The sequence below is a fragment of the Bacillus sp. NPDC094064 genome, from assembly GCF_050279585.1.
GTDB lineage: Bacteria > Bacillota > Bacilli > Bacillales > Bacillaceae_G > Bacillus_A.
This window is the reverse complement of the sequence record NZ_JBNNUI010000019.1, coordinates 1-22,578: the sequence shown is the minus strand read 5'-3', so window position 1 is coordinate 22,578 and position 22,578 is coordinate 1. Positions and strand designations below refer to the sequence as shown.

Here is a 22,578-nt window from a genome sequence, read left to right as displayed (position 1 = left end):
GGAAATCAGGCATACTTTGAACCTGATGGCGTACATTTAACAAAAGCAGGTGCAGAAGCATATGCTGCCCTTGTAGCAAAAGCAGTGAATCAATAGAGAGTATGGAAACGATTCTGATGAAAAGATTTACAAAACGTATTTACGAAATTCTAACAAAAGAAAATGAATTTAATGAAGCCGTTCCAGAGGATAAAGAATAGGAGTTAGTTAAAAATTAAAGAAGTTTCCGAAATATAATGTATAACCATTTCTTTTAAGTTATGACACTTTAAATCAAGAAAAAGACCGTCTATTGACAGTCTTTTTTTTGATTTAGATTATTTTATTCCCATGGCTTTTTCTCTTCCCTACGTTGCTCTAAATCAGATTCCCAAGGATGTTGAATATTTTTATCTTCTTGGTTGTAAGTATCTGTAGAATCGGGATCGTCAGATGGATTATTAGTATTATTAGCGTAAAACGGATAAAAAATAAAACTGACTCTAGTTAGCCAGTTTTTACATATCCCAAAAGTCGGTAGATTTAACGTTTGGTTTTATTTTCCTAATAACTTTTAAAATCTTTTTCATTACAGTTGGACTAGGTATGTATTCTTTATCATTGCACGCCTTTGAAACTGTAGGACGACTTAAATTCGCGGTCTTTTCTAAATCATTTTGAGTGAAGCCATTCTGATCTAAAAAATCACCTAATTTCGTTCGGTTTTTCCCTCCGAATTTCCAAAACACTTAAATCCCCCCTGAACCTATTTTCAACATTGTGGACATAAATGTAAAAAACTATTCGCATAGACGGCAAAAGTTTTTTACATAATGTACAAGCTGTCCACAATATGATGTATCAAAGCAGCTAAAACGGTATTTATTAAGGTAGAAGAATACGAGGTTACCAAAGTAAGTTGCGAATGATTACCACAGTATTTATCAAGATTTCTACCAAGGTAAAACTACCACGGTATTAAGTAGATGAAGCTATGTAATATCTACATTCTAAATTCTGTTTATAAAGGGGGCATTTAAATGCGTGCTAGGAAAGAAACAATTCCTTTTCGCGAGTTTATGGATCGGTCATACAAAGATAAAAAACAGAAAATCCGTAAATACAATTCATTAAGTCCTTTTGCATTCCTTCATATGTCGGATCAGGTATTACATACTTACATTGCATTAGGAGTTATGGGAACGATTTTAATCGGAGCAGTCATGTTAGAAAAATACTTGGTGCGACATGACTATATATCAGCAGCTAAATTTGTAAGCGAAGGTATTTATCACGGAACGCGAATTGGTGGAGTTTGCTTGATTGGATATGTATTTGTTCGTATCGTAATCATGTTTTAAGGAGGGAAGGGAGTAATGGGGATTATAAAGGAGTGGCTTCGTACGCAAAAGTTAAGGAATCAGCTTATGGAGGTGTTCGGAAAAGCAGGCTTATATACGGAACATCAAACCCGTGGGGGAAAAGTGCCTATTTATCCAAAGGTACATAATGTTTCTTCTTCAGCAGCAAGCGTGAGGTATGTTTTTACCATCCCAAACGGATTAGATCCACAGAAGATTGAAAAGAAGTGGTTTTGTTTTCAGCAAATATTAGGACGGAATATTATGATTGAAGGGGATGTGAAAAAGTTTGTACTACATGTATTCAGTTCAGATGCTGGACTAAAACCATACAATTACTGTTATAAAGAATGGCAGCCATTATTAAAAGAATACCGTCTTCCTGTTGTGGTTGGCCGGGACCAATTCGGAAAAACGATTACGTACGATATGGTTGATTCCAATACACCACACTTATTAATAGCAGGAGAAACGGGAAGCGGAAAAAGTAGTATGGTACGTGTTGTACTATCTACACTCATTCAATATATGTCTCCTGAAAAGTTGCATTTATATCTTGGTGACCTAAAAAACTCTGAATTTCATTTTTTGCGTAGAGTGAAGCATGTAAAAGAAGTTTGTATGGAAGAAATCGAAATGAAAATAATGCTTCAAAAGTTATGGAAGGAAATCAGAGAACGAAGAAAACTTATGGAAGAATATGAAGTTGATCATATTGATGCGTACAACAAATTAAATCCTAATCATCAAGAACCATATATTCTACTTGCTATCGATGAAGTTGCTATGCTTAAAGATGAAACAGAGTGTATGACTACGATTGAAAAGATTTCAGCAGTCGGCCGATCACTTGGAGTCTTTCTTATGCTTAGTATGCAGAGGCCAGATGCAAAAGTGTTAGATGGTAAGTTAAAGCTCAATATGACCGTAAGAATCGGCTTTAAATGTGATAGTGCAATTAATAGTAATATCATGGGTACTCCTGGTTCAGAGCATTTAGAGCAATCAGGTCAAATGATTTTAAAACGAAATGGATTAAAGAAAGTGCAAGCTCCTTATTTGGAATTAGGTAAGGCGAAACAAATTGTTGAAACATATCGCATGTCTAAAGAGGAGAAAATACTCCAGAATTCATCGCAAGAAGAAATTCCGTTATTTGGGGTGTTAGATGATGAAGAGTAGAGATAAAGGAATTTTGAATGATTTGAATCGATTTAGATGCATGTCCCGTGACGATATTATTGACTTGCATTTTCAAGGCTTAAAGAATGCGGTAACTTGCTGTAATACGGTTATGAAACGATTAAGAAGAGACGGCCATGTTGATGCTAACGTATTGCAGCACCCATACATTTATTTTCCGCAGCCAAGTTCTATCAGAAAGACAAGTCAAAAAATTCCTCATTTCCTTGGTATTGTGGACGTTTACAAACAACTCGTTCATTATGAAAATCCTAAACTATTCAAAGTTGAACCAAAGTATGGGAAAGAATATATGGAGCCAGATGCTTTTACTATATGGCGTAGATCCCCATTTTTTATTGAAGTTCAAAATTCGGTTTATAGTAAAAAGATAATGCAAGATAAGATAAACAGATATGAGTTATATTTCCATAGCCAAGAATGGCATAATGAATCCTGGCAACCGAAAGGTTCTAAATTCTTTCCTTCAATCCTTATAATTACTGACAAACATTACGACGTTCAATCTCCTCATTTACGTATATTTCAGGTGAATTCTATAGAAAATTTTATGAATAATTTAGGGGTGAAATCGTAAAGAAAGCCTGCATAATGCAGAGCTTTTTTCTTTTTTTAACTGTTCAATTGCTATAGGATAAGCTGGATTTTTATCGACTGTTATAACACGAGGTTTTGAAACATGAAAAGACTGCAAGGCCTTCTTGAAAAAGTGCTTTGCAGCCTTCTGGTCTCTTGTTTTACTTAGGTAAAAATCAATTGTATTTCCTTTCGAATCAACAGCACGATACAGGTACATCCATTGACCTTTTACTTTGATATATGTTTCATCGACTCTCCAGGAGTCATTTGTTTGTTTAAGATGGCGTCGGATTCGTTTGTCCAATTCAGGACCGTACTGATGAACCCAACGCATAATCGTTGTATGAGAAATGGATAAGCCCCGTTCCTCCATCATTTCTACTAAATCACGAACCTTCTTTAGATTAGTAGTATCAGTATGTCCCAGAGTTAGAGATTGCTTATAGTTATTTTGGAATTTTCGCACCACAATCCTATTCAGACAAAACTTGTGAGCTAGTATTCGACAAAAGTAGGAGACTAAAATAGGTGCCGTCTCAGGTGGTATTGATAGGGGGGAATTGGGAATAAATAGAATAACTATTTATGAAAACTAAGAGGAGGAATATAAAATGTTTAAGTGGTTTAAGAAGTGGGTTAACGGGCCCGATAATCTAGATCAGGCTGCTATTGAGTTTTATATCGGTGACGATAGAGTCGTTCTCATAGGTAATGATGCAATGAACTTTGTAGCTAACTTTAATAAGAAATACCAAACTCTATATGTTGAAAATAAATTAACTGGAACGAATATACGATTTAGGGTGTTTCATGTGGGTACCTACAAGAGAACAACTTATAGAGTAGCAATTGGGAGGTAGCGTTACATCCGAATATTCCGTATGTGGAGGTATACTGGAAATGAAGGAGCATATTTTTATCTTGGAAGTAATCAAGCAATGCAACGAAAAAGGAAAAGCGGCAAGCAGAGATCTGCTTTCAAGTAAAAGCAAAGGATCAGAATTTGTTTTATCCCCTCAGCAAATCCGCCACCTGGAAATTTTAGGAATTGGAGGATTTGTCGTAAAAGGCAGAGGGCGGGCCGGTACAAAGATCACTGATGTCGGAATAGAGTATTTGTATTTTCTTAAATCAAAGTCTGCTGTGTATTGCTAAAGAAATTATTCCTATATTTTGATTGTGGATGGAAATGATATAATTAGCCATTACTAAAAGCGATAATACGAACATTTGAACTTTTTTATAGCCGTATAACAAAAAAGCGCTATTCTTTCTGTAGAATCAAAGGAAAGGATGGCGTTTTTAGGTACTGGGTTATATAAAGATGGTTGATGTTAAGTCATCTTTTATTTTTTATTTAGCTGTAGAGATGAATTAATTTCACGTACCGTATTTCATATTAATAAGAAAAATTCAGTAATACTGGGATTTTAAGTGATTCAATTATCTTTATTCCCCATAATGGACCGAAAGGTAAAAAAGGAAGCGGTTAGCATTTTAAAGTTAAGAGACTTGCATGATGAGCTCTATATTACAATTATATATGTTATGAAATCTATATCTAAAAAGGGGTGATTTTAATATGTCAAACTTAAAACAAAAGAAACTAATATTAGTGTAATTGAATTTATTGAAAGTGTTAAAAATCTTAAAAAACGTAAAAACGCATATCAATTATTAGATATATTTACTGAAATAACAGGCTATACAACAAAAATGTGGGGACCAAGCATTATCGGCTTCGGTACATACCATTATAAGTATACATCCGATCATGAGGGAGATGCTCCATTAATAGGCTTTTCCCCAAGAAAAGCTAAAATGAACGGAGTTAACCCAAAACAATAAAAACGAGTGAGATACACAAAATGTTCGTTCTAGGGCATTATGAAATCTTAACTTGATGACGATGGGGTCCCCTTATGTTTGTGAATTTATTCCTGGTTATATTCGCATATTCATCTTTTTTTAAAGATATTTACTATAGAGGGTAGGTATTATAAACTAGCCTAGGCAGTAACGAATACGTCTTTTAAATTTCTGAAAGTTAAAGTTTAAGAGATTCATATGTAATTTCTTTTTAAGAAGATTTTGGGAGGAGAATTCTTTTTTTATGAAGCATCGAGTAGTAGCAGGTATTTTAGCAGTAAATTTATTAACATATCCAATTAGTGGGTTAGCTCAAACAAATACATTTCCAGATGTACCTGATTGGGCAAAAGAATCAGTTAATTATTTAGTTGATAAACAGGTAATTAGCGGAATGCCAGATGGTACATTTGCACCAGATGGTACATTAACACGTGCTCAAGCGGCAACAATCATAACAAAAGTTTTAGGGTTACAAGTTAATGAAAATGCGAAACCATCTTTTAAAGATGCACAGAATCATTGGGCAACTCCATATATCGCAGCTGCTGAAAAAGCAGGGTTCATTGCAGGAGAAGGAAACGGTATATTTAATCCGGATGGACAAGTCACTCGTGCCGCTATGGCAGCTATGCTTGTGAATACATATAAATTGGATCAAGACGTTAGCGGAACGTTAACTACGAAATTTGCAGACTTAAAAGGCCATTGGGGTGAAAAGTTCGCTGATATTTTAGTAGAATTAAATATCTCTGTCGGTACAGATAATGGTTGGAAACCGGATACCCCTATAAAACGTGTAGAAGCAGCACAGCTTACTGCCAAAACTGATATGTTGAAAAATGGCGGTCAACAGCAAACGAAAACAATGTATATAGATAGAAAGTTCATAACATATCATCAGCCATCACTATCATCAGGTATTACATCAAATCAACATGAACCTCAAACTGTTACCATAAAAGAGGAGCGAGATGGCTGGATTAAAATTGTAACGGATCAAGGAGATAAATGGACGCCATTAATAGAGAAAACAGAGTATATTGATAAAACCTTTACTACATATCAAGAAGCATCACATTCTTCTAAAGTGACGGGAAAATATGCTCCGCAAACCGTAACAGTCATTGAAGAAAATGGAAGCTGGATTCGTATCCGTACAGGTGCTGGTTTCCAATGGATTGATAAAAATCAATTAAATCAAGCAAACTTCTTAGAAGGAAAAGCAATTATTATTGATCCAGGTCATGGCGGTGTGGATCCAGGACACGAAGGCGTAGACATGGATGAAAGTAAAATTGTATTAGACACATCCTTACGCGTACAGAAATTATTTGAACAAAAAACACCATTTACTGTATTGCTAACACATGATACTGACATAAGACCAGGAACAGATGCAAAAGATTCTCTAAAAAAACGAGTAGAATTTGCGCAAGCGAATAACGGGGATATCTTTGTAAGTATTCATGGAAATGGTTTTGACGGAACTGCTCAAGGTACAGAAACATACTATTACAGATCTGCAACGAGCCAAACAAACCCACATGTAGATGAAAGTCGTATGCTAGCAGAAAAAATTCAAAATCGTCTTGTGGATGCACTTGGAACAAGTGACAGAGGCGTAAAAGATGGCGACTTATATGTCGTTCGAGAAAACACAATGCCCGCTGTATTAACAGAACTAGGATTCGTTGACAACAGGATAGAGGGTGAAAAACTATCCTCTCCAGAATGGAGACAACGCTCTGCAGAAGCGATTTACGCTGGTATCTTAGACTATTATGAGTGGAAAGGTAATGACGTTTCTTCTTATCGTTAATAATAGATTTATAGAATAGAAATGAGAAAGAGGTTGCCTGAAAGTGGGCAACCTCTTTTTGTTTAGGGAGTATTAACGGGAAGGCGATATATTTGATTGAAACAGTAGAACATGGGGTAGTGACAGGATTACTGTTATAGACGGGCTACCGCCAGCATTTCGGAAAAAACCCACGCTAAGAGCATGCAAGATTTTATACAGTTTTTTGGCTAATCCAATTGTAAAATGATAATAAAATTGTTGAATCTCCAAATAAGTCGTTACATTTACAATAAAGTTATTTAAAAATGTCAGTGATGGCATTCAATTAATGAAATAAAGTTTATTCAGTTAACTGAGCAGTTTGATTAATACATAAAGGAAATTAAGCTGGTTTCATAGAATTAATTAGGCAATTCATTATCTTGGAGGAATGACTGAATGGCTGAATTGATTTATCATGTTGCGGTTTCACTGGACAATTTTATTGCGGATCAAGGTATGATAGAAGGAAATATTAATAATTCTCTCTTTTTATTTGAGGGGGATCATGTCCCGGACTTTTTAGCAGATATTCAGGAATACGATGCCGTGTTGATGGGGGGGAAAACATATGAGTTTGGATTTCAATTCGGTGCTAAACCTGGTGAACCTGGATATAAGGGCATAAAACATTACATATTTTCAAACTCCATACAGTTTGAGGCAAACGAGGAAGTTGAACTTATTAAAGAAGATGCTATAGGGTTTATTAAGAACCTTAAAAAACAATATAATGGTAAGATTTGGTTGTGTGGAGGCGGAGATTTGGCTGGGTCGTTGTTTAAAAATAAACTTATTGATCAATTAGTATTAAAGGTTAATCCAATTATAGTTGGTGAAGGTATTTCTCTATTTGGTAGCGTAAAACCACGTCTTAAATTAAAGTTAGTGGACATGAAACAGTATTCTAATGGAGTTATCAAACCTACCTACAATATTATTTATACTTAGAATTATCATGGAGAACTACTGTTTAAAATTAATTTTTAAAAATAAAATTTCATCCAATTGTTCCACTATTGCGGAAGAATACTTAACTTATTAAAAGACTTTATTGTTGCTGATTTTTTAAAAATTAGAGAAGGATAAATAAAATTAAACAATTATTCTAAACATCGTTCGATTGTTCGGACGGTGTTATGCGTGTTTATAGCGTAGAAATTAAACAACTTTATTATCATTACACACCTTTTTCTTTTTCATAGTATTTCCCCTTTTTTATCTCATGTTTGGCATTATACTCATTCCGATAATAGATTTTAAGTGAAAATCTAAAATAAATTATTTGTTTTCAAATTCCTTTATTCCGACAAAACATAGCAAAGACCGTGCGAGCTTCGTCGATGGATTTTAAAAGGGGAAATTCCATCAATATGGAATTTTTCTTATAGGAGGTGGCGTAGCGCTATGTCAGAAACTGAGATAGTATATACCAGCAATGAAGTCTATAGTCGTTTGGGAGTAAGTGGCAGCACACTTAGAAAGTATTCGGATGTCCTTGAACGTGAAGGGTATGATGTAAGAAAGAATAGTCGAGGAAGAAGGGAATATACAGAGTTTGATGTTGTACTTATTGAACAGTTAGTAGAGTTGAGTAAGCAAGATGGTATGACTTTAGAAAAGGCTGCGAAAATGATTGCAAAGCAGTTTGGAATCCATAATAAGAAAGAGGAATCCCAGGGGGCAGATCCAGTTCCTTATCAAATGCAGTATCAATTCCAGCAACAATATAGCGCTATGATAGATGAGATTAATAAGGTGCAGCAAGCTAACCTTTTAGAAATGGAAAAGAGACTAGGTGATCGTATAGAGCAAAAGAACAAATTAATCGAAGAGGATATTAAAGAAAGAAATAAATTAATAAAGGAAGACATGAAAGATCGGAAGGAACGTGAAGAAAGGATAGAAAAGAGGTTAGAGCTAAGGGATGATAATCTTATGAAGATGGTCAGAGAGATTCAAGATGCAAAACGTACTATTGTATCAGCCCAGGAAGAAATAGCGGCAGCTAGGTTGAAAAAGAAGTCTTGGTGGAAGTTTTGGGGTGATTTATAATTTTATACTTTTATAAAATTATAATGGGATTCAGCCGAGATTTTTCCGTAGAAAAAGGAACCCATAAAGGATTTCTTTTACATTATGCGGTTCTATAATCGTTGTTTTTAAGCTTCTTTCTAGTATCCCTAAATGCCAGGATCATTATTATCGTACATATTAATTTAAGCCAGCGAAACCCCTGGTGGAACATTAGTCCTGGGAAGAATTCATAAGCATATAAGAAACCAATGACAAGGAACAGTCAGAGCATAAATTTCAAATCTTTTAAATGAAACTTGTAATTATGAATCTTTTTCCACATATGTATACATTCCTAGTCTGTTGAATTTCTATAATTCTTATTGATGATATCTCGCATGTTTGCGATAAAGAATAGAAGGAATATGATGCCTATGATGCCGCTAACCCAATAATATGTACCTCCAGTTGTGAATTTATCATAGAAGGAGTAGGCGTTCGAGATTACAGATTTTCCGAACGGGAAAGCCCACTACGGTGCGATAGCACCCCGCTTTAGGGGTGGGATGATAGTGCCACTGAAAACCGTCAGGTTCGTGGTACTTTAAGTATACAAAAGTGTTTTCTCATTTTTGTATACTTTCCTGTTGTAGTTTGTTATACAAACTGATACATTTGATATATGAATGAATATAGAAGAACAAATACAACCGTATCCTTAGTTAACTATCATTTTGTGTTTTGTCCTCGATATAGGAGGAAAATATTCCTTCGTACAGATGTAGAAGAGCGCTTTAAAGAGTTGGTACAAGAAATATGCGACGAATTAGAAATTGTCATTGTCGCTTTAGAGTGTGACAAAGACCATACACATATGTTTTTAAACACACTGCCAACATTTAGTCCTGCTGATATTATGGCAAAAATCAAAGGAGTGACTTCAAAAAAATTGAGAGAGGAATTTCCTCACCTTAAACATTTGCCGAGTTTATGGACACGTAGCTATTTTGTATCTACCGCAGGAAATGTATCGAGTGCGACTATTAAACGATATGTGGAACAACAAAAGACAAGGGGCTGAGAAAGGTGCAAATTAAATGTAGTAATTGCGGATTTGAACAATTTATGAAAGACCATAAATTTAACAGAGAATATAAAGATGACTACAATAAAGCCTTGTTTGTTCTGTGTGAGAGAAATACTTGTGATACTTCCCAAATTAAAATTCCGAATGGTTATATCAGAGAAATGATGTGGCTTGGTTCGTGGTCAATTGTGAGAGATATAACTTTAGACGAATACAAAAGTCTTAAAAGAGCCAGATTTCTTAAGGATTTAGGTGAAGAAAAATGTACCAAACTGTAACAGTAAAAATCAAGCTACTTCCTACAAAAGAACAGGCTTCCATCTTAAATGCTATGGGAAAAGAATATATCTCTACAATCAACGCACTTGTATCTGAAATGATTGCCGAAAAGAAAACAACTAAAAAGACTACAAAAGATGTTCCTGTAAACCTTCCAAGTGCAGTGAAAAATCAAACTATCAAAGACGCTAAGAGTGTGTTTCAAAAAGTAAAGAAGGCAAAATATAAAATAATACCAGTATTAAAGAAACCCATTTGTGTGTGGAACAATCAAAACTATTCGTTTGATTCCACCTATATCCGTCTACCTTTAATGATAGATGGCAAAACAAAGAAAGTGTCTGTTCGTGCCTTATTGATTGATAAACACAACCGTAATTTTGATTTGTTAAAACACAAATTAGGCACGCTTCGCATCACGAAAAAATCAAACAAATGGATTGCCCAAATTTCTGTCACCATTCCTACCGCTGAAAAAATAGGAACAAAAATTATGGGTGTAGACTTAGGATTGAAAGTTCCTGCTGTGGCAGTGACGGATGATGAAAAAACTCGATTCTTTGGTAATGGCAGACAAAACAAATATGTCAGACGTATGTTTAAATCGAAACGTAAGAAATTGGGTGGATCGAAGAAATTGAATGCGATTCGTAATTTTGATGATAAAGAACAGCGATATATGAAAGACCAAGACCATAAAATAAGTCGTGCAATTATAAATTTTGCTAAAGAAAATAAGATTTCTGTCATTCGCTTAGAACAATTGGCGAACATTAGACAGACGACAAGAACAAGTCGTAAAAACGAAAAGAATTTGCATACTTGGTCATTTTATCGTCTATCTCAATTCATTGAATACAAAGCGAATTTAGAAGGTATTAAAGTTGAGTTTGTAAATCCTGCATACACAAGTCAAACATGTCCAAACTGTTCTAAAAAGAACAAGGCACAAGACAGAAAATACAAGTGTAAGTGCGGATTTGAAAAACATCGTGATTTAGTCGGTGCTATGAATATTCGATATGCACCTGTGATTGATGGTAATAGTCAATCAGCCTAAGATGCTATATGCACTGTCTTAGGAGGGGTAATGAGATGCCCTCATCTTGAAGGCTGTTCAAAACAGAAATGGACTGCGAACGTTTAGTCATTCAAGAATCCCACCCGTCACACCGTTAGGAGTAGGGCTTGCGGCTTTAGCCGTGGGAGTCTCAAAAGAATTACTGAGCATATAGTAGAAATTACTAATGAACCGAAACTTCTCATGTTGGTCACCTCAATTCTAAAAGTTATGACTTTAAATATAATTATACGCACATATGCACACACACACATATATATATGTAAAGATTCACAAAGGAATTACGGTATAGTGTCGAAAAAATAAGAATTATGAGATTTTTTGTTGAATTATGTCGTTTTTAATGCTATACTCATAACAACAAAGAAAGAGAAAACAAAAACCCTTATCTAGTAAGAAATCAGAATTTTTAGTTTTCTACGATCATTTTACTTCTTGTGCCGTAGAAGTTTGTGAATTTTTTTCCACTCTTTCTTTGTTTTACCCTATAAAAGAAAACAACCTGTTTTTATACAGGTTGTTTTCTTTTGTAAAAATTTAATTTGTTGTTTTTATAACGGTTGGGATTACTCTTTTAAAATTAAGAGGTTCTTTTTTGATGTTGATTATTTTTGTTCTAAAATACGTTCAACCTCATCTATTCCTAATTTACTGGCTTTAGCAATCGTTTCAAGTGGTACACCAAGTTCATGCATACCTTTAATCATCTGTATTTTTCCTTGCTGAACCCCTTCTTGAATTCCTTCTTTTTTCCCCTCATTACGAGCATGAGCAAACTTTGCAGCCTCATCCATTAAGGCCTTTTCTCTTGCTTCATATGCTTGACGGAAAGAAGAATCTTGACTCATACGTTCCCACTTATTCATTGCTTTTTGTAAAATCGGATCTTGGTTCATGGCAATGTCCTCCAATGTTTGTGTGAGATACTCATCTTCATTCGCTGGTAATAATAATAACCAACGAACAAACGAATCTTCCCACGGATTAACTTTCTCTTCGCGCCATTGCTGTAGTAACTTTGGAATCTCTACAATATGAACTTCGATATCGTCACTTAATAACTTTTGTTGCTGCTGATTCCAAAGGATTCCTGTTGTATGAAACGCTTCATATTCTGGAAACATCACAAAGTTTAACAAGTTTATGGTAATTGTTTTATGAAGTGAACTATAAGGCATTCCTTTTTGCAATTGAGAGGTGTATAACCTTCCCCAATAATATAAGCTTCGTTTGATCATATCGTGATTGTTATTCAATTGTATTTCTACATTTACCTTTGTTCCTGTATTTAATGTAGCCGAAATATCTAAAATTGATAATTTATCTTCTTCATATTCTCGATGCAAATGTGGATCTTCTAATTGTAGGGCAACAATAGGTGATTCTAAAGAATCTTTTAATATGGCATTTAAAAAGGCAACTAAAATATCTTCATTCCCATTTGTGCCAAATAACTGCTTAAATGCAAAATCGATACGTAAATTTACTAATGAATTGGACATGGTTTTCCTCTTCCTGTTTCAGACTATATCTTTACCTTTATTGTACATAAAACTAAAGTCAATATGCAAACAATCCCCCTATGACTTATATAGAGATATAGGTCTTTCTCTTAAAGGAATACATTTGGAACAGAGAGATTAAGTGAAAAGAAATAAAGGTACACTTAAAAGATTCAATTTTCCGAAAATAAATATTTACAAAAATATTTATTTGAATTAAAATACGAATTACAAAGATTCGACATTATACGACAAAATGAAATTATTTTTCAGAATATTAAAACAACTAGAGGTGAGGTATCTATATGAATCTATTTCGAAAAAAATCTATTTCAGCATTATTAGCACAGTCAGAACAAAAAGGAGCATCTTTAAAAAAAGAACTCGGTGCATTTGATCTTACTATGCTCGGGGTCGGCGCTATCATCGGAACTGGGATTTTCGTTCTTACCGGTGTTGCCGCAGCAGAACACGCAGGACCCGCACTTGTTTTGTCGTTTATTTTATCCGGTTTAGCCTGTGTATTTGCAGCCTTATGTTATTCTGAATTTGCATCAACTGTACCGGTATCCGGTAGTGCGTACACTTATAGCTATGCAACATTTGGAGAATTAATCGCTTGGATTTTAGGTTGGGATTTAATTTTAGAATATGGATTAGCTTCCTCAGCTGTTGCATCTGGTTGGTCAGGGTATTTACAAGGTCTATTAAGTGGATTTGGGATTACATTACCTACGGCTTTAACAAGCGCATATAATCCTGAAGCGGGAACATATGTAGACTTACCAGCAATCTGTATCATTTTTCTAATGACGTTGTTATTAACAAGAGGAGCAAAAAAATCAGCGCGTTTTAACGCTATCATGGTAGCTATCAAACTTTTTGTTGTCTTACTATTTATCGGTGTTGGTGCTTTCTATGTAAAGCCTGAAAACTGGACACCCTTTATGCCGTTCGGCTTCTCTGGCGTAACAACTGGGGCTGCAACTGTATTCTTTGCTTACATCGGATTTGATGCTGTATCAACAGCTGCTGAAGAAGTCAAAAATCCACAGCGTAACATGCCAATCGGCATTATTGCTTCTTTAACAATTTGTACGATTCTATATATCGTTGTTTCATTAGTTTTAACTGGGATTGTACCTTACGATCAGTTAGGTGTGAAAAACCCTGTTGCATTTGCACTACAATACATTCAACAAGATTGGGTTGCTGGTTTTATTTCTTTAGGAGCGATTACTGGAATTACAACTGTATTACTTGTTATGTTATATGGACAAACACGATTATTTTACGCAATTAGCCGCGATGGCTTACTACCAAAAGCATTTTCTCGCGTAAATAAAAAAACAAAAACACCTGTTATCAATAGTTGGATTACTGCCACTATGGTTTCTTTCTTTGCTGGTTTTGTTCCTTTAAGTAAACTAGCAGAATTAACAAATATCGGTACATTATTCGCATTCATCGTTGTATCAATTGGAGTAATTATTTTACGTAAAAAACAACCAGAACTACCGCGTGCTTTTAAAGTACCTTTGGTACCATGGATTCCTGCTTTAGCTGTTCTATTCTGTGGATACTTAGCATTACAACTCCCAGCAACAACATGGATCGGCTTTGCAATATGGCTTGTAATTGGACTTGTTGTTTACTTCAGTTACGGTTACAAAAATAGTACACTACAAAAGGAACAAAAAGAAGACGTAGCATAATGAAAAAGCTGTTGTCCCATTAGGACAGCAGCTTTTTTCCGTTCTGGTACAAAAAATAATATTATTGTGTATACCGAAATTATTCTTGAACTACTCACAACTTAACATCCTTACGGACTGTTTGAAGTGAGAGATTCCTAAGTACAGAAACCTAACAGTTTCTAATTCATTAGGCTATCTCCGTAGTTCCTATGGTTAAAAAGCGAATTGCTTTGTTTCTAAGATTGAGCACTGTATTTCAATCTCTATCGTGATGTGTGCCACAAGAAGGACACTCCCACTCACGGATGGTTAGATTTTTTACGCCTTTGTTTTTATATTCACAATTGGAACATAGTTGACTAGAAGCGAACGTTTTAGATGCCAAAACCACTTGTTTGCTATACCATTTTGTTTTATATTCCAACAATTCCTTATGTCTACGATACTTCTCTTCCATTAATCGGCTGAACTGGTCGGTTATTCGTTGGGAATAATTTATGAAACGTTTCAATTTGTTTTTTGGACATTTCTATTGTCTGTTTCATCACAATCCATTGAACATTTTCTGTACAAGGAGGTGTTGTCAAAGAACCCATGTAACGGAATGACGAATGATCTGAAGGAAGAAGCTGTTTTACATCAATGGTATGCTGCACATCACCTTGTGAATTTTTGTTGTTCGGGAGATTTTCCCACATTTCTGCAAAACCTTCGTTTTTTTGTCCTTCTTTTATCATAATACCTACTACCGCTAACTGACCTTGATCATTTTGATGGACCAGATGTAGTTCCATATCTGCATGTTTTCCTTCAAATTGATGTTCACTTGGTGTATGGAAATGGAATTGTTTTAATGTGTAACGACTTTCTCCAAGCGTGAGATAATCATCAGAACTATTTGCTTTCCCCTCAATACTATGTCCATTATTTTTAATAGAAAATGATATTGGTTGATAATTAATTTGCAAATGCTTAGCGTCCTCACCTGTTGATTTTATTTGTTCCGTTTTGATATCTATCGGAGATTGTTCTTGCCCATTTAAACACATTTTGTATTCTGGTTTCAATTCTCCCCAGTGCTCTGGACCAGTAGGCCCTTCATATGACCATTGCGTATTTTTCTCTGTAGATTTTTCTTGTGTAGTTGTATCCTTGTTTGGCTGTTCTTGTTTTGCTGTGTTACACCCCATCAACACGGCACTCATTGTCAATATAAGGGGAGCTTTATAAAGAAACTTTGAACTTTTCATACTGTTTCCTCCTAAGATGATAAAATATTGTATTTAAAAAATATTGCGTGTAACTAAAGGTTCTGTTACAAATTCACCATAAATATCAAGAATCTAGAGAAGCATCGTTCCATTATTATGCAATTTAAACTTTTAAATAGAAGAATGGGGTATCGGAAGCTATACAGTTAATTTGTGAGCAAAGGAGTAACTGTGCTCATTTCTCAAGTTAAAAAAGCTTTATACAAAGCCAGATTGAAGTCAAAAGTTATTAAATGCTATAAGAAATGGAAGCAAGAACATAATACATTTCCTGATTTGCTATTATTCCATGTGTCCTCATTTAGCATTACTTCATTTATTTCGAAACAAGGGCTTGCTTTTCTACTAAATGTTTTGTCCTGTCTATACTCCCCCTCACGTCTAATTGAGATTGACTTTCAATTTATATTCATTATAATTATATATAAATTATTAAAAAAAAATCAATATAGATTTATATTTTTTGATGTGATACTATATATTTCTGGTTTCGTTGTAAAGTTTTCGAAACGAAGTTATGCTTTTGAAAAGATAAGCGGAAGCGTTATAAGTTAATGTTTTAAAGTAAAACATTTCAAACAAGACATTATTTGGGTGTTTTTGCTCAAATCTGCGAAATGGAGGAATTAGTTTAATTGGGGTCACTTTCCATTACCATCAAGCTAAGAAAATATCCCCAAAATAAAAAATGAATTCTCAAGATGAAAATGTACAATTCTATTTTGAGAGCATCATAAAATTCTTAAGTTGATGGATATATATAGTAACCCATGCTAATTAACGACCAGTATTGTTTTGTGAAAAAAATGTCGAAATTATGCGAAATTTGAATTTTTTTGTCTTGTTATACTTTATATTTAGTGCTAAACTCATAATACAAAGAAAGAGTAGCTGAAAAAGATCCTCTTTTAAACTAAAAATATAGAAAATTCAGTCTATTATACGTCTGATTGATATTTACGCTTACTACTCTTTCTTTGTTTTATTTTATATATTATGTCGGGTATAGATAGCGAGGTGACTGAGATGTGATTAGTTGGTAAAAGTAGAGTGTAAGTATTCTGTTATTCTTATGACACCTTAATTACTTAAGTGCACATTTATTACAAATATTTGTAAAGGGGGAATTGAGGCACATTGTGCTGATCTAGCAATGTGAAATTTGGTTTTATGTAAATAAAGAAATAAGCAACTACAATTAATTATGAATCTAGTCGTCATGCGGAGAGTTTAATTGAAGGTTTGGTATAGCGAGATTTAACCATGAAGTTTATAAGTCATGTAGATTGAGATTAAAATTCTAAATTCATAAGCTAACACAAATTAGTGAACGTTACTGTTCATTCTTTTAAAAAGCATAGGACTACTAAATTATAAACTTAAGAAATGATATATAAGAGGTACATGAATATGAATAAACAAAATTGTTTGTGATTTTTACTAAATGAATCAAAATTTTGGTAGAGGTTTAGCGCAGGCAATTAAGGATAGTATTTCAGTGTATATAGAAGGGATTATAAAATAAGGAATTTATCCCAAATGAGGTATTAATTTATGTTTGGTTTTTTTAATTACAAAATCAGTTACAAAAGTTACAGAAACTATTTTTGGTATCCAAATAGTTTTATATTATGGATGAGAGCATGGGTTAATGCCTATAGGAGGGGGCAAAAGGTTCTGGTAAATAAAATTGTGAATCAATATAAAGGTGCTATCAAATTGGTACATACTGATGCTACGAATCTGAAAATAATGAAAAGTAGTATGAATAAACTGATAGCATTAAAATGAAAACGTTATTAATCAGAAATTTATGCTATCCATAAGATGGTAGATGTGATACAAGTTTTCGAGATTTGATAGGGATGATAAAAAACGGAACTTCACCAGTTACAATAATATCAATAACTATTAAATTTGTAAATAGTAAACTTAGTAAAATAAATGTTAGATTAAAGAATTAAAGCCTATTGGAGAGAAGAAAAATCGTTTATAGAAATCTATTTTCAAGTTTTTTAGTTTATAACAGTTGAAAGAAACCGAATACCATCAGCCTATTAAATCATTGTCATTGTATATCCATATTAGAAGCCATCTAATTATAATTTATAGGAGAATGACATGATAAAAAGAGTGACTTCGATTTTTTCGATTATAATGATTTTTATATTTACTATAGGTCAGAATTTCACATCTATAATAGTAAATGCACAAGAATTAAATAAAACAGGACTAGTTGATAGTTTTATATTCGATAAAACGGAACTAGGTGTCGGTGAGCAGACGAGAATACGCGTTAATTTTAGTGAAAAACCTGGATTGGAAATAAAAACGGGAGATACATTAACATTAGCGTTGCCCCCGGAATTAAAAGGATTCAAAGGAACGATTCCATTGAATAATGAGCAAGGGCAAAATTTTGGTACTTGTCAAATCAATACAACTAATGTGGTATGTACATTTAGTGATGTAGCTGAGAAACTTCTAAATGTTAGGGGGCATTTTTATTTTCAAATTGAAGCGACTCAGGATGTAGCAGCGGGAGAAAAGAAAACAATCAATACAGATTTAGGTACAAATTTAGAGTCTCAAAAAGTAACGATTACTGGTCCAACTAATAATGGGGGAAGTAGCCCTGGATCAATGCACTCTAAAGGGGGCAATATTAAACCGGAAGATACCGATACATTAAATTGGTGGTTAAATATAAATGGTGCAAAACAAAATGTAGATACAGATATTGTTTTGACAGATACTTTGGGACCGGGACAAACACTTAATCAAGATAGTTTCCGTATTGGAGGATTTGCCGCTCCAATGACACCTGAAGCATTCCAAGCCCAAGGTTATGGAACGGTTACTTTTATGGGTGATAACGCGTTTAAAGTTGTGATGAATAAGGATAAGGCAAGTGGTATTACTTTTGCTTTCTCTTATACATCTACTATAACTGCAAGTGGAAAGAGTCAACCATATTTTGATAATCAATATACGGTTGATTACAAGATTACGAATGAAAATCCTGTATCAACGTCGGGTAGTGCTAGAGTTAACAATATCGATCAGGGCGGTGGTGCGCAAGGCGATTTACCTCCTAAAGGAACGCTAAGAATTGTGAAGCACATTGCCGGAGATGAAACAAAATTTATACCGAATGTTTCATTTAACTTATATACAGAGTCAGGTCAGCAAATTGGTGGTACGTATACAACGGATGGACAAGGTATGGTGGAGGTTCCAGATTTAGACCCAGGTAATTACTATGTACAGGAGATTGCAGGTCCAAACTATTTGGATTTTGATCCTCAAGTAAAAGTGCCTTTTACAATTGATGCGAGTGCTGAAAAAGGCGTAAAGCTTACTATTCCGAATAAAGTGAAAACGACATCTGTTTCAGGAACGAAAACTTGGAATGACAACAATGCAACAGATCGCCCAGGCTCTATCCAAGTAGAGTTACTGCAAAATGGAAATTCAATCAAAACACAAGATGTATCAGCAGCGAATAACTGGAACTATACGTTTGCAGATCTACCAGCATATGATAATGATGGTAATACTTATACGTATACAGTAAAAGAAAAACCGATAGCGGGATACAAATCGGAAGTAAATGGCTACAACATTACGAATACAAAAGATGCAAAAACATCTGTTTCAGGAACGAAAACTTGGAATGACAACAATGCAACAGATCGTCCAAGCTCAATCCAAGTAGACTTATTGCAAAATGGAAACGTAATTCAAACACAAGACGTAACAGCAGCAAACAGTTGGAAATATACATTTGCAGACTTAGCACAATATGATGCGAACGGTGTTGCTTACACGTATACGGTAAAAGAAAAACCTGTAGCGGGATATAAATCCGAAGTAAAAGGTTATGACATCACCAATACAAAAGTAGCGAAAATGACAGTAGAAGGAACGAAGACGTGGAAAGACGGAAATGCAACAGACCGTCCGGCAACAATCAAAATAGACTTACTACAAAATGGAAATGTAGTAGACACAAAAGAAGTAACAGCGGAAAATGGTTGGAAATATACATTTACAAATTTAGAATCATATGATGCGAGCGGTGTTGCTTATACGTATACAGTAAAAGAGCAACCGGTGGATGGATATAAATCCGAAGTTCACGGTTATGACATTACGAATACAAAAGTAGCGCAAACAACAGTAGAAGGAACAAAAACGTGGAAGGACGGAAATGCAACAAATCGTCCGACAACCATCAAAGTAGACTTACTACAAAATGGCCAAGTAGTTGCGACACAAGAAGTAAGTGAAGCAACAGGTTGGAAATATGGATTCAAAGACTTAGCGGCATATGATGCTGAAGGCAATGCGTACAAGTATGAAGTAAAAGAACAACCGGTAGATGGATATAAATCTGAAGTAAAAGGTTATGACATTACAAATACAAAAGTAGCGCAAACAACAGTAGAAGGAACGAAAACGTGGAAAGATGGCAATGCGACAGATCGTCCGAAAATAATCAAAGTAGATTTACTACAAAACGGTCAGGTCATCAATACACAAGAAGTAAGTGAAGCAACAGGCTGGAAATATGGATTCAAAGACTTAGCGGCATATGATGCCGAAGGAAATGCGTACAAGTATGAAGTAAAAGAGCAACCGGTGGATGGATATAAATCCGAAGTAAAAGGTTATGACATCACAAATACAAAAGTCGCACAAACAACAGTAGAAGGAACGAAGACTTGGAAAGACGGAAACGCAATAAATCGTCCGACAATGATCAAAGTAGACTTACTACAAAACGGAAACGTGATCAAAACACAAGACGTACTAGCAGTAATGGGTTGGAAATATATATTTGCAGATTTAGAAGCATACGATGCGAATGGAATAGCTTATCAGTATGAAGTGAAAGAACAACTAGTAGTGGGATATCAATCTAGTGTAAGCGGTTATGACATTACGAATACCAAAGTAGGCGAAACGAGAGTAGAAGGAACAAAGACTTGGAACGATAACAACGCAACAGATCGCCCAAGCTTAGTTAAAGTAGATTTACTACAAAACGGTAAAGTAGTAGACACAAAAGAAGCAACAGCGGCAACAAACTGGAAGTATACATTTGAAAAACTCCAAGCATACGATACAAACGGGGTAGCTTACATCTATACAGTGAAAGAACAATCGGTAGATGGATATAAATCCGAGGTAAAAGGTTATGACATTACAAATACAAAGGTAGGTCAAACAACAGTAGAAGGAACAAAAACATGGAAGGACGGAAACGCAACAGAACGTCCGGCAACGATCAAAGTAGACTTACTACAAAATGGAAATGTAATCGAAACACAGGACGTTACAGCGGCAAATGGTTGGAAATATACATTTACAAATTTAGAATCATATGATGCGAGCGGTGTTGCTTATACGTATACAGTAAAAGAGCAACCGGTGGATGGATATAAATCCGAAGTTCACGGTTATGACATTACGAATACAAAAGTAGCGCAAACAACAGTAGAAGGAACAAAAACGTGGAAGGACGGAAATGCAACAAATCGTCCGACAACCATCAAAGTAGACTTACTACAAAATGGCCAAGTAGTTGCGACACAAGAAGTAAGTGAAGCAACAGGTTGGAAATATGGATTCAAAGACTTAGCGGCATATGATGCCGAAGGAAATGCGTACAAGTATGAAGTAAAAGAACAACCGGTGGATGGATATAAATCCGAAGTTCACGGTTATGACATTACGAATACAAAAGTAGCGCAAACAACAGTAGAAGGAACGAAAACGTGGAAGGACGGAAACGCAACAAATCGTCCGGCAACAATCAAAGTAGACTTACTACAAAATGGCCAAGTAGTTGCGACGCAAGAAGTAAGTGAAGCAACAGGCTGGAAATATGGATTCAAAGATTTAGCGGCATATGATGCCGAAGGAAATGCGTACAAGTATGAAGTAAAAGAACAACCAGTGGATGGATATAAATCCGAAGTTCACGGTTATGACATTACAAATACAAAAGTAGCGCAAACAACAGTAGAAGGAACGAAAACGTGGAAGGACGGAAACGCAACAAATCGTCCGGCAACAATCAAAGTAGACTTACTACAAAATGGCCAAGTAGTTGCGACGCAAGAAGTAAGTGAAGCAACAGGCTGGAAATATGGATTCAAAGACTTAGCGGCATACGATGCCGAAGGCAATGCATACAAGTATGAAGTAAAAGAACAACCAGTAGATGGATATAAATCCGAAGTTCACGGTTATGATATTACGAATACAAAAGTAGCGCAAACAACAGTAGAAGGAACAAAAACGTGGAAGGACGGAAACGCAACAAATCGTCCGACAACAATCAAAGTAGACTTACTACAAAACGGTAAAGTAGTAGACACAAAAGAAGCAACAGCGGCAACAAACTGGAAGTATACATTTGAAAAACTTCAAGCATATGATGCCGAAGGAAATGCGTACAAGTATGAAGTAAAAGAACAACCGGTGGATGGATATAAATCCGAAGTTCACGGTTATGACATTACGAATACAAAAGTAGGCCAAACAACGGTAGAAGGAACAAAGATATGGAAAGACGGAAATGCGAAAGATCGTCCGGAAATGATCAAAGTTGATCTACTGCAAAATGGAAAAGTAATCGCAACAAAAGAAGTGAGCACAGCGGGCGAATGGAAATATGCGTTTACAGACTTAGCGGCATACGATGCCGAAGGAAATGCGTACAAGTATGAAGTAAAAGAACAACCGGTGGATGGATATAAATCCGAAGTTCACGGTTATGACATTACGAATACAAAAGTAG

The 22,578-nt window shown here is 35.0% G+C and carries 15 protein-coding genes and 5 pseudogenes; 14 read left to right on the top strand and 6 right to left on the bottom strand.

The window, feature by feature from the left end:
- Positions 1-497 precede the first annotated feature (497 nt).
- On the bottom strand, positions 498-728 hold the full coding sequence (locus ACQKNI_RS25830) for a helix-turn-helix domain-containing protein (RefSeq protein WP_098253540.1): 231 nt from the start codon (positions 726-728) through the stop codon (positions 498-500).
- A gap of 291 nt (positions 729-1,019) precedes the next feature.
- Here ACQKNI_RS25830 and ACQKNI_RS25825 point away from each other — a divergent pair, with 291 nt between their 5' ends.
- Genes ACQKNI_RS25825 through ACQKNI_RS25815 form a run of 3 tightly spaced genes read left to right on the top strand, consistent with a single transcriptional unit; the run spans position 1,020 to position 3,120 of the window.
- The gene (locus ACQKNI_RS25825; protein ID WP_098253541.1) at positions 1,020-1,340 is read left to right on the top strand and encodes a hypothetical protein; all 321 of its coding nucleotides are present in this window, start codon (positions 1,020-1,022) and stop codon (positions 1,338-1,340) included.
- A 15-nt stretch (positions 1,341-1,355) separates the two neighbouring features.
- Positions 1,356-2,522: an FtsK/SpoIIIE domain-containing protein gene (locus tag ACQKNI_RS25820; protein WP_088233223.1), complete on the top strand. Its 1,167-nt coding sequence runs from the start codon at positions 1,356-1,358 to the stop codon at positions 2,520-2,522.
- Positions 2,523-2,544: 22 nt separating this feature from the next.
- Positions 2,545-3,120 carry a replication-relaxation family protein gene (locus ACQKNI_RS25815; RefSeq protein WP_098253548.1) on the top strand — a complete coding sequence of 192 codons (576 nt, stop codon included), beginning with the start codon at positions 2,545-2,547 and terminating at the stop codon, positions 3,118-3,120.
- Between the two features lie 21 nt (positions 3,121-3,141).
- Here ACQKNI_RS25815 and ACQKNI_RS25810 read toward each other — a convergent pair.
- Positions 3,142-3,513: pseudogene (locus tag ACQKNI_RS25810) on the bottom strand (IS6 family transposase); the annotation flags it as partial.
- 220 nt (positions 3,514-3,733) lie between these two features.
- Between ACQKNI_RS25810 and ACQKNI_RS25805 the strand changes: the two are divergent.
- The 6 genes and pseudogenes from ACQKNI_RS25805 (at position 3,734) to ACQKNI_RS25780 (ending at position 8,889) form a co-directional block, all read left to right on the top strand.
- Positions 3,734-3,982: a polyprotein gene (locus tag ACQKNI_RS25805; RefSeq protein ID WP_098253542.1), complete on the top strand. Its 249-nt coding sequence runs from the start codon at positions 3,734-3,736 to the stop codon at positions 3,980-3,982.
- A pseudogene (locus tag ACQKNI_RS25800) lies at positions 3,969-4,277 on the top strand (Fis family transcriptional regulator); the annotation flags it as partial. The gene ACQKNI_RS25805 and the pseudogene ACQKNI_RS25800, both read left to right, overlap by 14 nt.
- A gap of 456 nt (positions 4,278-4,733) precedes the next feature.
- Positions 4,734-4,949: pseudogene (locus ACQKNI_RS25795) on the top strand (DUF1801 domain-containing protein); the annotation flags it as partial.
- A gap of 286 nt (positions 4,950-5,235) precedes the next feature.
- Positions 5,236-6,813: an N-acetylmuramoyl-L-alanine amidase gene (locus ACQKNI_RS25790; RefSeq protein WP_098253543.1), complete on the top strand. Its 1,578-nt coding sequence runs from the start codon at positions 5,236-5,238 to the stop codon at positions 6,811-6,813.
- 420 nt (positions 6,814-7,233) lie between these two features.
- Entirely contained in the window at positions 7,234-7,785 is a 552-nt protein-coding gene (locus tag ACQKNI_RS25785; RefSeq protein WP_098253544.1) for a dihydrofolate reductase family protein, read from the top strand.
- 456 nt (positions 7,786-8,241) lie between these two features.
- Positions 8,242-8,889 (top strand): DUF3967 domain-containing protein, encoded by a 648-nt coding sequence (locus tag ACQKNI_RS25780; protein WP_098253545.1) that lies wholly within the window; start codon positions 8,242-8,244, stop codon positions 8,887-8,889.
- Between the two features lie 82 nt (positions 8,890-8,971).
- On the opposite strand, the pseudogene ACQKNI_RS25775 reads toward ACQKNI_RS25780, so the two are convergent.
- Positions 8,972-9,193 (bottom strand): annotated as a pseudogene (locus tag ACQKNI_RS25775) (hypothetical protein).
- A gap of 339 nt (positions 9,194-9,532) precedes the next feature.
- Between ACQKNI_RS25775 and tnpA the strand changes: the two are divergent.
- Genes tnpA through ACQKNI_RS25760 form a run of 3 tightly spaced genes read left to right on the top strand, consistent with a single transcriptional unit; the run spans position 9,533 to position 11,276 of the window.
- The gene (tnpA, locus tag ACQKNI_RS25770; RefSeq protein WP_002187450.1) at positions 9,533-9,931 is read left to right on the top strand and encodes an IS200/IS605 family transposase; all 399 of its coding nucleotides are present in this window, start codon (positions 9,533-9,535) and stop codon (positions 9,929-9,931) included.
- A gap of 5 nt (positions 9,932-9,936) precedes the next feature.
- Entirely contained in the window at positions 9,937-10,215 is a 279-nt protein-coding gene (locus ACQKNI_RS25765; protein ID WP_240522905.1) for a hypothetical protein, read from the top strand.
- On the top strand, positions 10,200-11,276 hold the full coding sequence (locus tag ACQKNI_RS25760; protein ID WP_098253546.1) for an RNA-guided endonuclease TnpB family protein: 1,077 nt from the start codon (positions 10,200-10,202) through the stop codon (positions 11,274-11,276). Before ACQKNI_RS25765 ends, ACQKNI_RS25760 begins: the two co-directional genes overlap by 16 nt.
- A 626-nt stretch (positions 11,277-11,902) precedes the next feature.
- On the opposite strand, the gene ACQKNI_RS25755 is transcribed toward ACQKNI_RS25760, so the two are convergent.
- Positions 11,903-12,799 carry an Rpn family recombination-promoting nuclease/putative transposase gene (locus tag ACQKNI_RS25755; RefSeq protein ID WP_000071773.1) on the bottom strand — a complete coding sequence of 299 codons (897 nt, stop codon included), beginning with the start codon at positions 12,797-12,799 and terminating at the stop codon, positions 11,903-11,905.
- 305 nt (positions 12,800-13,104) lie between these two features.
- Between ACQKNI_RS25755 and ACQKNI_RS25750 the strand changes: the two genes are divergently transcribed.
- Positions 13,105-14,514, top strand: coding sequence for an amino acid permease (locus tag ACQKNI_RS25750; protein WP_088233218.1), 1,410 nt, complete (start codon positions 13,105-13,107; stop codon positions 14,512-14,514).
- A gap of 169 nt (positions 14,515-14,683) precedes the next feature.
- Here the strand turns inward: ACQKNI_RS25750 and ACQKNI_RS25745 are convergent.
- Both ACQKNI_RS25745 and ACQKNI_RS25740 read right to left on the bottom strand, forming a co-directional pair.
- Positions 14,684-14,923, bottom strand: a pseudogene (locus ACQKNI_RS25745) (zinc ribbon domain-containing protein); the annotation flags it as partial.
- 10 nt (positions 14,924-14,933) lie between these two features.
- Positions 14,934-15,746 (bottom strand): carbonic anhydrase, encoded by an 813-nt coding sequence (locus ACQKNI_RS25740; RefSeq protein ID WP_088233217.1) that lies wholly within the window; start codon positions 15,744-15,746, stop codon positions 14,934-14,936.
- Between the two features lie 2,142 nt (positions 15,747-17,888).
- Here ACQKNI_RS25740 and ACQKNI_RS25735 point away from each other — a divergent pair.
- Positions 17,889-22,578: Cna B-type domain-containing protein (locus tag ACQKNI_RS25735; RefSeq protein ID WP_427282721.1), on the top strand; the 4,690-nt coding region annotated here is incomplete at its 3' end.

Bases quoted from the DNA above. Each gene is read 5' to 3' on its own strand.
- ACQKNI_RS25820 (WP_088233223.1), top strand. From the start codon at position 1,356: ATGGGGATTATAAAGGAGTGGCTTCGTACGCAAAAGTTAAGGAATCAG.
- ACQKNI_RS25740 (WP_088233217.1), bottom strand. From the start codon at position 15,746: ATGAAAAGTTCAAAGTTTCTTTATAAAGCTCCCCTTATATTGACAATG.
- tnpA (WP_002187450.1), top strand. From the start codon at position 9,533: ATGAATGAATATAGAAGAACAAATACAACCGTATCCTTAGTTAACTAT.
- ACQKNI_RS25790 (WP_098253543.1), top strand. From the start codon at position 5,236: ATGAAGCATCGAGTAGTAGCAGGTATTTTAGCAGTAAATTTATTAACA.
- ACQKNI_RS25780 (WP_098253545.1), top strand. From the start codon at position 8,242: ATGTCAGAAACTGAGATAGTATATACCAGCAATGAAGTCTATAGTCGT.
- ACQKNI_RS25760 (WP_098253546.1), top strand. From the start codon at position 10,200: ATGTACCAAACTGTAACAGTAAAAATCAAGCTACTTCCTACAAAAGAA.
- ACQKNI_RS25755 (WP_000071773.1), bottom strand. From the start codon at position 12,799: ATGTCCAATTCATTAGTAAATTTACGTATCGATTTTGCATTTAAGCAG.
- ACQKNI_RS25805 (WP_098253542.1), top strand. From the start codon at position 3,734: ATGTTTAAGTGGTTTAAGAAGTGGGTTAACGGGCCCGATAATCTAGAT.
- ACQKNI_RS25750 (WP_088233218.1), top strand. From the start codon at position 13,105: ATGAATCTATTTCGAAAAAAATCTATTTCAGCATTATTAGCACAGTCA.
- ACQKNI_RS25785 (WP_098253544.1), top strand. From the start codon at position 7,234: ATGGCTGAATTGATTTATCATGTTGCGGTTTCACTGGACAATTTTATT.
- ACQKNI_RS25825 (WP_098253541.1), top strand. From the start codon at position 1,020: ATGCGTGCTAGGAAAGAAACAATTCCTTTTCGCGAGTTTATGGATCGG.